A 12,823-nucleotide genomic window follows, 5' to 3' on the forward strand; every position below is an offset into this window, starting at 1 on the left:
ACTAAAAGAAATAGTCTTCGCCGTTCGGAATTGAATTCTAAATCTTACCTAACCAAAACCTATGGTAGCTACGTAGTTTGAAATGGCCTTGGATTATCTCGAAGTAGAGTCTTCAAGAAATGGGGGCTTTTCTGAAATAAGATAATATATTTTACCGGAGGGAATATCAGTTGGATTGGTTAATATCTTGGTTTGCATTTGCGGTGGCAGTAGGGGCTTATATAGAAGTTTCTGTTAGAAACAAGAAGTTAGAGAAAAGGGTTCGAGTTTTAGAAAAGTACTATGAAGAAGAGAATGAGTAAAAGTTACCTTTTCAAAAATAGTCTTGATATCGAATATTAAATTAACGGGGGCTTTAGTTGAATATGCCAAATATAAAAAAGAGGAACTTCCATAAAATTGTAAGTTCTTTTTTGTAGTAATATCAACACTAAACTTTGACAGAGCCTTTATAAAAAGAAAAGAGAGGAAATTATCAGACAGCACTAAACCAAAACCAAACAAAATCATTATCACTAATATACTATTCACTTAAGTAACCTCCTTTCACTCCTTTCCTTTCTGTAGATTAGGGGTGTGCTATTAGTAATTGGCGGATTTATTGACTTTATAAATTCATAGTAGGAGATGATGAATTTATTTTTCCCGCTTAGCCTTTTTTGCTAGAGCAGTTTTGTTCAATATCTATATATGATTAACTATTAACTTCTTACCTTCCATTGATTTGATGCATGACAAAATAAAGTAATTTAAAATAATAAGACCTATCTTTCCGTTTGAATAAAAACGGAAAGATAGGTCTTTTTGTACTTATGTTTTACCCATTAGTGGGAGGGCTTTCTTCATCATAAGGTACTTCGACACCATTCGTTGGAGGACTTTCCTCATCTGCTAAGGAAACTAGTGGCCAAGTGAGAATGGACGCCACGAGAAATAGCGTAGCTAAAAACTTTTTCATGTAAACTCTCCTCATTATATTATTGGAATATTAAGTATGTAACGTATACAATAATAAATTAGTCGGACAATTAAGTCAATTTGACTAATGATGTAATGAGGGGGCAATATAAATTAATATCTGTTTAATGTTTGGTAGGCATTAACGGCTAATTCGTAATAGTAAGTCGATTTTTTATAAGAAAATTTCTCTTTGAAATAAGTCGCAATAATTTTCGAATAAGTGATTAGATGATACCATTTATGATTGGATTCTAAATAAGATATAAAATCATCCATAATAAAGGCTTCCCATTCCTCTGTTGACTTGAGAAGAAGCTTGTGAAAAAATTTTAGTTCTAATTTTTGCAAGTTAGTTGCTTGATACTTATTTTTTAAATGCATTCCTTCTTTAACCCATTTTTGAGCTTCTTCCAAGTTATTCGCTCTATAGTTAACGGAAACTAGGAGAATAAGTGATGTGAAGTAACTAGTATTATAGCTCTCACTTTTATATTCCAAGCATATCTCCAAATGATCGATAGCCTCTGTGTATTTATTCATTTTTAGCTTTAAGTTAGCTATGTTATGTTCAATTATGCCAAGAAGAGGGGTGAGCTTGAGTTGTAAAGCTAAATCTTTAGCTGTATCGTAGTGGAATTGGGCTATCTCATAATTTTGAATCCTACTATTGGACGCTCCCAATTGAACATGGGTATTAGCGCATTCTTTTAACAGATATTTATCACGGTAAATGTCCAAAGCTTCTTTAGCATACTCCAATGCGATGGCATCCCTTCTTAATCTTGCGAGACATATGCTATATAGGTAATATAGATCTGCTTTTTCAGTTCTGGAAAATGTATTAACTGAGTATTTATTAGTCGCTAGTTCTAAATGGTTTTGAGCTTCTTCATACTCAAAATGGTTTAGTAAGTAATTACCTAAATGCTTATGGTAAAAGAATTCTGTACGATTGTTCATATGTTCAGATACTCCCTGAATGATTTCTAAGGAGCGGCCAACCGCATTAAAGTTTGTATTAATTATGTGGTATCTGATTAACTTCACATGAAAATCCAATAGCAGCTCAATATTTTTAATAGTGTCCAAATTCGCCTGTAACTTCTCATGAATTATCTTTGAACCAACTGGATCATTCGTTAACAAAGTTCTTTCCCAGTCGGTTAAATCTGACTTGAATTCATCCTCAACCTGTTGAAGGTGGGATGAGTCAATTCCGATTCGTTTGAATAGCAAATTCATGGTTTCATCTGCAGCATTAATTTGGTTATTTTCTATCTTAGATAAGTAGGATGGGGATACGATGCCTTCAGAGACTTCCTCTTGACTCATGTCTTTTTGCTTCCTGTAATACTTCAATAGAGCACCTTTTTTCATCTTGATACCTCCGTAGTGATTCTAAATAAATTTTACCATTTAAACAGTTCAAGAGATAATATTAATGGATACTTATGTAGTGATGAAGTGTATTTTGTAGAATATTACAGTTGTTCCGAATCACATATACTTTCGTTTCATGCTCAGCGCCACTTGCTTTAAAATGTCACTCTTCATGGAAAGACGTTGGTTCTCTTTACGCAGCTTCATCAGTTCTTCTTCCTCTGGTGAAAGATGTCATTCTCTTTAAAAAACCGGAGCTCTTATACTGGCTGATCCAACGGACAAAGGAGGAGGTAAGCTCATACTCTTTGATGATTTCTTTTAGAGGCTTGCCACTTTCATAAAGCTTTACCATCTGTGTCATGAAAATAAATTTAAAATGTAAAGAAATTTGATTTAGCTGACTTTATTTATTCCTTCGTACTATCTTCACACATTTCTTGTCATTATCGAATTGAACAAACTTTCCCAAGTAAGTATGAAAATAGTGGAGTAACATCCAAAAAACTAAGGGACATGCCCAATACAAAATCCCGATTTTATCAGTTACCATTAATTTATATTTTAAATAGGGGGCATCAAAAATGGAGAAGAATTTCTTATGTGGAAAAAAACTCAAAAAAATAATTGTTAGTTCTTTAGCTTCACTGACAATTATCAGCAGTATTGGCATTGGTTCAGTAAGTGCATCTACTGACTTACCAGAAAATCTACAGGCAGAATTAGAGGCTGACAAAAAGTACACTGAAAAAGAACTGCTTAAAAAAGAAAAGCGTGATGAAAAAAGAGCTGAAAAGGAACTAAAGCGCCTTGAAAAAGAAGCACCCGAGAAATTTAAAGCAATTCAAGATCAAAAACAAAAAAGTAAGGGAATAAGTGCTATGGCTTCTAGCGGTGCTCTAGGAACTAATGGTGATATTCTAATTACTACGGACAACAAGACGGCAGGATATGACCACGGGCACGCTGCAGTAGTCCGTTGGGATACTAATTATATCGTTGAAGCAATGCCAGGCGGGGTAAGATACAACGATAACAACTGGAAAAATGAATATACTGACTGGTGGGGATTGTGGGTATCTGGGGCTAGTGGATCCGATTACGACTATACCGAATCTTATGCTAGAGGCCAAGTAGGCGAGCCTTATTCAATACTAGCATTAAAGAATCAATCTAGTAAATGGTATTGTTCCTTAATTCCTTACAAGGCGTGGTCGTACCGTGGCTTCAATCTAGATACTGATGGTGGTACCCACGTTACCCCAAGAGATATTTTATTTGATAACGATACAATTGTATTTGATAAATCATAATACTTAATAAAAATAGAGTATAACTATTACATAAAGTAGTTATACTCTATTTTTAAACTACCTAAGAGGAGGACCACCATGGGAAAATTAAGTAAAAGAATACTCGTGATTTGTTCAATTATCATTCTCCCGATTGTAATTTACTCAACTTTCGAAGGAGAGCCTGTAGAGAAGAGTTTAGCGGTTGATGATGAAAGTAAAGAAAGCAAGGATGAGAGTGGTGCATTAATTCATGACATCCTACTCATATATTCTCACCCTTCTGATACAAATAGTTATATAAGTGAAATTAATAATGATAAAGAAGTAAATACTATTAAACTAGATGCAACCGGTATTTTTGACGTAAATTCTAAAGAAAATGGGAATTTGCTCTTGTCATCAGACATGGTAAATAACAAGGTGGAGGTTGAGCCGAACAAACTAGATGTTGTACGCAAAGATAAGACTGAATACCCGTTGAATTTATACATATCTCAGCCTAACCTAAAAGTACAGGGGTTTAATAAAGATACTCAATCTAATATTGTCAAGATCACCACTGATAAAGATACATGGGAATACGATTTCCCTCCATTAGTTAGAAACATTAGTTTCAATGATTCATTTGTATTTATTTTTTCTGATGTCATAGAAGAGGAAAAATCTGTACTATACAAAATAGATAGAGAAACTGGGAAAGAAGAGTTAATAAATTTAAAACATAATTTTGCTTCAGATATGGAGATCATCTCAAATAAGGTTGTAATAACGACAGAAGGAAATTTAACTGTCTATGATATAGATAACGGAGAGGTTTCTTATATAGCGTTGGATGATGTGAAAAATTTCGATCAAATTCATCAAAGAAATGAAAGAGTGTATATTAGTTATATGAAAAATGGGAAAAGTGGAGTAATGGCATTAGAAAAAGACTTAAAAATAATATCCAGCAAAGAATTTGAGTTCGCCCATAACATATCTAAGTTTAAACATAACAATCTTTATCTCAATACCACATCTGATTATGGGAAGAATAATACTCTTCGCATTGTTAATTTAGATAATTTCAAAATTACTGACTCTTTCAAACTTCCAGTGAAAGACCATAAATTACAAAATTTATATGTAAAATAAGAATTTTGTAATAAACTATATACTCTTTAAACACACATCTAGAAAGGACTGTTTTATATGGCCCCTACAGTTCCCGTTTGGAATTTAATAATCTATTATGGATTTTTACTCCTTACATTTGGTGTATCAATTTATATGTTGTATAAAAAAGAGCTATTTAAACAATCCCTTATTAACCTCTTCTTAATTCCCATAATTATTGTTCTCAATATACTAGGTTCAATGTCTAGAGTTTCTAGAAATGAATTGCAGTACTGGTTTTATAGCGTTCTAAATTTAGAAATATGGGCTTTGTTAGGAGCCGCTATAATAATGTATTTGTTCTTTTGGTGGTTCTTATTATTTAAAAAAACAAAAAGTTTTAATCATCAAACAAGTAGCTAATACAACTTATTGGAAATAAGAATATGGATTTTCCACTAAATTAGAAATCCTATTATTATATAAGGTTAAAGATCTGTATAATATAGAGTAAAATAAAAGCAATCCTTTCCTGATTAATCGGAAGGGTTGCTTTTTTATTTATGGAATTGATGAATGAAAAACCTTTCTAAGCGTACAAACAGCAAAGAGGATTTTCAGTTTATCTATGTAGAACTGCTGATCCAGTATAAAAGGGTAAAGTTGAAAATGTGGTCAAGTTCCTTAAAAGGAATTTTGCAAAACACCGCATATTCCATAATATTAGCTCAATTATCAGGATCAAGATTAACTCGGAGATATCTCTGTTTCGATACTTCACGTAACGGGGGCGTTTCTGTATTAGATAAGTAACACTATTTTAAAAGAGGTGTTGAAATGGAATTTATAGCGTTTTTCTTATTTGGATTTTTAGCGTGCTTTATCATAAGTTCTATATTTAACTTTGTATTTAATATGAGAAGCAGAAGGGACTGGATCATTACATTGGTATTGAGTATTGTATTAGGTTTAATTTTCTTGCCTTTCATGGTAGGTTAGGTTGTTTATACTCAATGACTTAGGGTTTATCTCAGTTTCAAGTCTTATAGAAACGGGGGCAATTCCGAAACAAAGGAATTGCTCTCTTAATATTGTTTGCACAGGAGTTGTTAAAGACTCAGCTTCGATATAACAGTCATTTTGAAACTAAGGTCTTTTTGTCTCGTACATAAGTTATACATAAATATCTTTGAAAGGGGCTTCACGTTGAGTGATGTAATGGATTATAGAAAAAAAGACGAAGTATTTCATTATTTGATAGCTTCTATAGCCTTGATTTCTTGGCTGTTATATTTTTTATTTTATTCTCACCTATATACTATTGATGAAATAAAATCTGGAATAACTTTTATTTGTTTGGCTGCCCCCTTTTATGCACTATGTGTGTTCTTTTATTATAAAATCTCTTAGAGATAATTAGAGATAGAGAGGCTAATGAAGTTATCTTGAAACTGAGTCTTCAAGAATTGGGTCAGGAGTATATGCGGTTTTTATTTCACTTTATGAAGACGAGGGAATTCATTCAAATGATAGGGTGAAAAGTATTTAAAAGAGGTGTTGAAATGGAATACATAGCATATTTCTTATTTGGATTTTCAGTATGCTTTATCATAATTTCTACAATTAACTTTTTGTTTAATATGAGAAGCAAGAGAGACTGGATTATTACTTGTTTATTGAGCATTGTATTAGTTGTGATTTTCTTGCCTTTCATGGCAGGTTAACTCAACTGAATACTAAGAACCATGGACTTGTCTACGAGTGATTAGCTTTTTCGATTAAGTAAATGAAATTTCAAAAATGAAATTGATTGAGAGGGAATTATTATTAGAACAAGTATAATTTATATTGTAGGGGTTTTTCTTCTTACTGCCTGGTTAGTTATAGCGGATTATATTAGACATGACACTTTAAACTGGGGACCAAATATTGCACAGTCCTTGTTTGTCGTGACATTTATAATTGCAGCACTTTTGTTAGGGAAAAAGTTCCGAAAAAATTAGTGGAATAATTGGATCTAGCGTGTTAGGAATTGCATATTACCTGTAGTGTTTTTATAAATAATATTGGCTTTAGATTTCTTGATTTTCTTGTAGTCAACGAACATAATATTCACGATTATCAAAGATTAGGTGGTTCTTATGCAGTAATAAAGTGTGATGAAAAGTATTTTTTATTTTATAACACCTTAAGGAATCGGTGGGAATTGCCGCTTGGTCAGAGGGAAGAGAATGAATCACCAAAGGATTGTGCGATATAGATGAAGTTGATGTTAAGGCTTTTAATTATAGACGATAATATATCCCTCAATTATCTTGACATCGAGTCTTAAACAAACAGGGGGCGATTGTTCAATAAGCATTAGCCCTTTATTACATAAGCACAAGGAATACAAGGCATTGTAAAAGAATCAGCAGTTTAGTGAAATAAAAGGGGGGACAAATAAAATGGGATCTAATGAGATATTACTTTCTTTAGTGAAGATTTTTTTATATTTTGCATTGGCTTTTGTTTTACTTAGTAGTTTATATGATGACCAAATACTAAGTCCTTCAGCAAAAATTATTATATCAGCTTTGGTAATAATTGAAGCGATAGTTCTTATTAGAAAAATCGATAACAGAAACCAAGAGAGTGAGTGATTATCTTATTAAAGTAACGGGGGCATTTCTGCAAAAGGAATTTCATTGAAGGAGTTTTTTAATGAACAAGTCATTTTCGCGTATGTTGATAAAAGATAGTGAGGGGAATATTTTAGTGGTCCAAGACAAGGAGAATTTATGGAATTTTCCTGGAGGAAAAAGAGAAGCAGATGAAACACCACTACAATGTGCAAAACGGGAAGTTAAAGAAGAGATTGGTGTTCAAGTAAACAAACTTTATGAAATACACCAAGGAACATATGAATTTTCTGGAATTAAATGGACCGGCCATTTCTTTATTGCTAATTCTGTGAGTGGGATACCTTCCTTGAAAGAGATGGATAAAATAAAGGGAATTCGATTCATAAAGGAATATGATCAAGTTGAATTTCCGAAAGAGTTATTGGGAAGCGTTAAATACATATTTGAAGAATCTAATTTCAAGCTTGAATCTACACATTGGTATTAGGCTGCAAACTATTAGTTGTAAATTGTGATTACCTCGAATTCGAGTATTCAAGTAAAGACCAGCTATAAAATGTCAAGTAACTAAATAGATGTTTTTGTGTACTCATCGAAATGAAATTTGGCATGCCAAATAAACCTTACTTATGTAATTATTAAAACGACAAAAGTCGTTAGTCTTCATTGGTTTGAGGGCGAGGGATATAGGGCGTCTGATCTCTTAAAATGGCAAAAATAATGTGTGTTAATTTACGTGCTACGGCACCTACCGCAGTACCGTGAGCCTTCCCACGTTTGCGTAACTTTTGATAATAAAGGGATAGGGCAGGATCCTTAAAACTCGCCACGAATGATGCTTGCCATATTGCACGTCTAAGGTAAGGAGACCCTCTTTTAGAAAGCTTCGTTTTAGATCCATTAAATTCACCGGATTGGTGTACGGAAGCATCAAGGCCGGCAAAAGCAACTAATTGTTTTGGATGTTCGAAGCGATCAATGGAACCAACTTCACCTAAAATGACTGCAGCTGTGATATCATTTACGCCTGTTATGGTTGTTAAATAATGATTTTGACGGTCTGAGAGTTCCTTTAATTCCTTCTCTATTTGACCCAATTGTTTTTCAAAAAGAGCGATTTGTTCCAGGAGAAGATGGATTTGCATTTTAAATGCCTCTGTACCTATGGAAATACCAAAGGTATTTTGGGCACTTTCTTTCAATTGTTCAGCTTTCCAACGAGCTCTTGTAAACCCATACCGTCCCTTACTGACACGGTAAAGGACATCGGCTAGCTTGTCAGTATCAATCTCAAGTAGGTCTTCAGGTAGGGTATAGTTTAAAAGAATTTCTGTGGAAGATAGCCCAAATACATCAGAAAATACTTGTTCATATTCAGGTAAAACCTGATCTAGTAAAGCAATGATCTTACGTTTAACGTCTGAGCTTTGGTCTACCAAAGCATAACGAAGCCTCTCGAGGTGTCTGAGTTGAAGGAGTTCTTCTTGAACGAAAGGGGTCGCTTCTGGAGAGTCAATGCGAATCACTTGAGCAATTAAGTACGCATCTTTAATATCTGTTTTGGTTTTGCGAATATAAAAATTTCGTAGGGCGTCTGATTGCATAGGATTGAAAGACGTCACTTTGTATCCAAGTTGATAAAGGAAAGAAAAGAGAGATAACCAATAGTGACCCGTGGCTTCCATTCCACAAGCACAATTCTCAGGTGTCACCTGGTGTTGGTTTAAGAAATTCAGAAGCTTTTCACTACCCTTTTTGGAATTAGCAAACCGAAGGGATTTCCCAATAGGGTTCCCACTTTCATTGATTAATCCAGCTTCATGATGACGTTTTCCAATATCAATACCAAGATAAATCATCAACGATCCCACCCACATAATATTAATCAGATGAAAGGAGACCTCTTACCTTTATAGATACTCAACCTCGTTAGATATACGGCAACGATGTACCATCCAGCTCATACGAATAGTTCTATAAAGAAAGAGGTGTCAGTCTTTAGCACGAAGACAATGCTTCAAGGGGGCAGAGCGACAACCTCAATCTGATTTAACCCCATTATACCTTTGGATATAGGTATAATGGATTTAAAAACCAGAAAAAATCAGGTTAATAATAATATACGAGGGGAGCGATTGTTCAATAGAGTGTTCGCTTTTACCAATTTAACTCTAGCATTATCGTAATTTTAGCTTCTTAACAAACGAACCAGGATGATAATACAAATTAGACACAGATATGATTTTGTTCGGAGGGGAGATAATGGCACCTTTTTTGTTTGGTTATTATTATTAGCAATGGGTGGTACTGGGGGAATAGTTATTTGCAGTTTATTTGAAGGGAATGAAGTGTTTTCTGGATATGCAGCCATGTTAGGAATGATAGTCGCTTTATTAGGGGATTTTCTTTCAATTAAATTTAATGCACCAGAATAAAGAATAGTTGTATCACAAAGGAAAATATATCTCGAAACTGAGTCTTCAAAAGTAGGGGGCGTTTGCTTAACAATTAACCCTAGTAGAAGGAGGTGAGAGTTTGAGGAATAAACAAGTTATTTTCTGGACTATAATAGCTGTCACGCTAGTATTGATATGGCTCTTTTTAAAATAATACATATAATATAGAGGTTTATAAGCGAAGGAAGATATCTCGGAATCAAATCTTCCTGTAACGGGGGCTATTGTTTAAAAGAGTACTCGTCCTTCTATTTGGATTATATAAATCATACGAATTTATTTAAGGAGGGATTGTATGGCTTATGATGTACTAATGTGGTTATTTCTTGCAGCATTGTTAATACCAGCGAACATATACGCAATCAAATGGCATAGAAGTGGGAATTTCCCCCTCTGGGCTTCTGGTCTTTTATTAGCGATTCTTGGCGTCGGGCTTGGCTTTGCCGTTGGTGGAATCCTGGTAGGTCCTTCTAACGCCGGTCAAGGCGGAGCAATAATGGCAGCTTTTGTAGGTCTTGTTACAGTAGGTAATGGATTAATACATTTCTTCATAGGGCTTATAATGGCAATTGGAAAACTATTTACTAAAAAGGATACTAAAGTATAAGAAGAAATCAAGTCATGCAGATTTCACATGTGACTTGGTAGTTACTTACGAATAAGAGTGGAAGAATGTAAATCACTTTCAGCGCTAAAAGTTGCGTTAGTTAATAAATTATACTAGATATCTTGAAATCAAGTCTTACTTTATCGGGGGCGATTATTCAATTTGGATAATCGCTTTTGTTACTAACGTGGCAGGTTTGTTCAAGAGCAAATTATGATATGATTGGGTGAATTCTAAGGAAATCGAATGTCATAATTAATAGGTTAGATACTGTTGAGGATATAGAGAAATCTCTCGTGATTACAAAATGGATTAGGAATTGAGTTTAAGTATAGTAAGATTTTTTTCTTATCTATTGATGGTCAGAGTTACATGGGTTAAATATCAATAAATGTACAAGATGTACCCAAAAGGAGGTGATTAAAATGATGGCTTTATTGATAGCTATCAGTGTTATCTCTTATGGTTTTATTGTGTTTAAATTGATTGAAACTAAAATGCTTAAGTATTTGTTTATATTTGTAACTAGTCCCTTATACGGTATATTGTTGTTTTTTATTGGAATGAGTTTCGGAAATTTGTTTTTCATTCTTTTTGCCATATTACCTATTCTTATTGGGATATTTATTTGGTTTAGAAGGAAATAATTTTATAAAATAAGTCGGAGTTGTTCCACTAACCGGGCTAATCTTTAATAAGTGGTTAATTTATCGAGTGTCTCGAAATTAAGTCTTATAAAAACGGGGGCGATTGTTCAATAAGAGCAATCGCTTCCTTACAAGCTTCACCATATAAAAAAATATACAAAAACCTAAAACGAGGGTGTTTTATATATTTTTTTATATGGTACAATAAAAAAGTCAATTTGAATTTATATGCGACTCCCACTAATTAAACAGAAGAAGTACTTATACGTTCAAGAAAGTAGGATATATTTTATTATCGAAACTATAATCGGGCTGAGAGGTAGAGAGAGATGGAAGAGAAAAAGCAAATATTGGAGAGATACATTCCTTTAGCTAAATCAACAGCTAAAATGTTTGGACATCATTGTGAAATTGTTATTCACGATTTAACAAACCCCCAGGCATCTGTCATCTTCACAATAAATAATCATGTAACAGGTAGAGAAGTTGGTCAATCCTTTGATCATCTCGTGACAACGGTATTACGGTCGAAAGACTTTAAAGAAGATCATCTTGCAGGTTATACATTTGTTACAGAAGATAAACGTACGATTCGCTCTTCAACAACGTTAATTCGCGACTTCAACCAGAAAGTGATCGGTGCTTTCTGTATTAATTTCGATGTGGAAGCATTACTTCAAATGCAACAGTTTATGAACACATTTCTTCCAACAGCAGTTCCAGTGGAAGAGAAAGAAGAGAAGCCAAGTCCAGAGATTAAAAATGTAGAGGAAATCGTTGATGGTTTAATTAATCAAATCATACAAAACAGTGCTCATCCAGCTATGAAACGCCATGAAAAGGTAGAATTGATTCGTTTCATGGATAAAAAAGGGATTTTTTCAATGAAGGGATCTATTGATAAGGTTGCAGATTCATTAGGCATATCAAAGGTCACTGTTTATAGCTATTTAGATGAAATAAAAAATAAATCAAGGTAAGGAGAAAACAATGAAAAGTATTTTTGAAGTAGAAAACTTAAAATCTAATGGTCATTATGCACTTGCGACTGTTCATGATGATATCGTCTATGTTTCCGGACAATTTTCTATTGATCCAGAAACTCGTGAAAGGAAATATGGTTCCGTTGAAGAGGAAACAATCCAGGCACTTAATAATGTAGAAATGATTGTAGAAGCAGCTGGAAGCAAAAAAGAGCAAATATTGCGTATGACCTTATATATTCCTGATGTAGAACTATGGGATAGGGTAGATGCTGTTTATAAAGAATTTTTCGGAGAATATAAACCGGCTCGGACAGTGGTACCTACAAATAAATTACATTTTGGATTTAAAATAGAAGTTGATGCCATCGCGTATATATAAATTTTTTTGAATCTGGTATATAAAAAAATCTATTATATATAAAAAAATCTAAAGGATGGATGAAGGATGGAACAATATATTTGTAATGATTGTGGAAAAAAGCATGCTATTACGCCCGTTATATGGAAATGTACGTGTGGCGGTTTATTAAATTTGGAAAAAGATACTCCTACAATAAATGTGGAATCATGGAATCGCTATCCGAACTCATTATGGCGTTATTTAGAAACCATGCCATTCCAAAAGGATTCAAATACTTGGAAGTCTATAACAATGGGAGAAGGTCAAACCCCTTTAATTGTGCTAGATACTCATGAACCTAATACGTATGTAAAAGTTGATTATATGATGCCTACTTTATCCTTTAAAGACAGAGGAGCTGCAGTACTAATGA

Annotated in this window: 12 protein-coding genes; 9 read left to right on the forward strand and 3 right to left on the reverse strand. The window is 33.7% G+C overall.

Annotation, left to right across the window (positions count from 1 at the left end):
* The first annotated feature begins 170 nt into the window (after positions 1 to 170).
* On the forward strand, positions 171 to 302 hold the full coding sequence (locus ACTWPX_RS21545; RefSeq protein ID WP_443121478.1) for a hypothetical protein: 132 nt from the start codon (positions 171 to 173) through the stop codon (positions 300 to 302).
* A 515-nt stretch (positions 303 to 817) separates the two neighbouring features.
* Here ACTWPX_RS21545 and ACTWPX_RS21550 read toward each other — a convergent pair.
* Positions 818 to 958 (reverse strand): hypothetical protein, encoded by a 141-nt coding sequence (locus ACTWPX_RS21550; protein ID WP_160914802.1) that lies wholly within the window; start codon positions 956 to 958, stop codon positions 818 to 820.
* A 113-nt stretch (positions 959 to 1,071) separates the two neighbouring features.
* Positions 1,072 to 2,337, reverse strand: coding sequence for a helix-turn-helix domain-containing protein (locus ACTWPX_RS21555; RefSeq protein WP_443121479.1), 1,266 nt, complete (start codon positions 2,335 to 2,337; stop codon positions 1,072 to 1,074).
* Positions 2,338 to 2,924: 587 nt separating this feature from the next.
* On the opposite strand from ACTWPX_RS21555, the gene ACTWPX_RS21560 reads away from it, so the two are divergent.
* From ACTWPX_RS21560 to ACTWPX_RS21575, 4 genes are all read left to right on the forward strand, one after another.
* Positions 2,925 to 3,653, forward strand: a complete 729-nt coding sequence (locus ACTWPX_RS21560) for a distant relative of cell wall-associated hydrolase-like protein (protein WP_160914796.1) — start codon at positions 2,925 to 2,927, stop codon at positions 3,651 to 3,653.
* A gap of 78 nt (positions 3,654 to 3,731) precedes the next feature.
* The gene (locus ACTWPX_RS21565; protein WP_443121480.1) at positions 3,732 to 4,769 is read left to right on the forward strand and encodes a hypothetical protein; all 1,038 of its coding nucleotides are present in this window, start codon (positions 3,732 to 3,734) and stop codon (positions 4,767 to 4,769) included.
* Positions 4,770 to 7,177: 2,408 nt separating this feature from the next.
* Complete coding sequence (locus ACTWPX_RS21570; protein WP_443121481.1) at positions 7,178 to 7,372, forward strand: hypothetical protein; 195 nt, start codon at positions 7,178 to 7,180, stop codon at positions 7,370 to 7,372.
* A gap of 61 nt (positions 7,373 to 7,433) precedes the next feature.
* Entirely contained in the window at positions 7,434 to 7,841 is a 408-nt protein-coding gene (locus ACTWPX_RS21575) for an NUDIX hydrolase (protein WP_443121482.1), read from the forward strand.
* A 169-nt stretch (positions 7,842 to 8,010) separates the two neighbouring features.
* Here the strand turns inward: ACTWPX_RS21575 and ACTWPX_RS21580 are convergent, their stop codons facing one another.
* Positions 8,011 to 9,213 (reverse strand): IS110 family transposase, encoded by a 1,203-nt coding sequence (locus tag ACTWPX_RS21580; protein WP_443121483.1) that lies wholly within the window; start codon positions 9,211 to 9,213, stop codon positions 8,011 to 8,013.
* Positions 9,214 to 10,105: 892 nt separating this feature from the next.
* On the opposite strand from ACTWPX_RS21580, the gene ACTWPX_RS21585 reads away from it, so the two are divergent.
* From ACTWPX_RS21585 to ACTWPX_RS21600, 4 genes are all read left to right on the forward strand, one after another.
* The gene (locus tag ACTWPX_RS21585; RefSeq protein ID WP_443121484.1) at positions 10,106 to 10,417 is read left to right on the forward strand and encodes an inner-membrane translocator; all 312 of its coding nucleotides are present in this window, start codon (positions 10,106 to 10,108) and stop codon (positions 10,415 to 10,417) included.
* A gap of 976 nt (positions 10,418 to 11,393) precedes the next feature.
* Positions 11,394 to 12,044 carry a helix-turn-helix transcriptional regulator gene (locus ACTWPX_RS21590; protein WP_443121485.1) on the forward strand — a complete coding sequence of 217 codons (651 nt, stop codon included), beginning with the start codon at positions 11,394 to 11,396 and terminating at the stop codon, positions 12,042 to 12,044.
* Positions 12,045 to 12,054: 10 nt separating this feature from the next.
* On the forward strand, positions 12,055 to 12,429 hold the full coding sequence (locus ACTWPX_RS21595) for a RidA family protein (protein WP_443121486.1): 375 nt from the start codon (positions 12,055 to 12,057) through the stop codon (positions 12,427 to 12,429).
* Positions 12,430 to 12,495: 66 nt separating this feature from the next.
* Positions 12,496 to 12,823: threonine synthase (locus tag ACTWPX_RS21600; RefSeq protein ID WP_443121487.1), on the forward strand; the 328-nt coding region annotated here is incomplete at its 3' end.

The organism is Halobacillus sp. H74, from assembly GCF_052246715.1.
GTDB classification, from domain to species: Bacteria; Bacillota; Bacilli; order Bacillales; family Halobacillaceae; genus Halobacillus; species Halobacillus litoralis_A.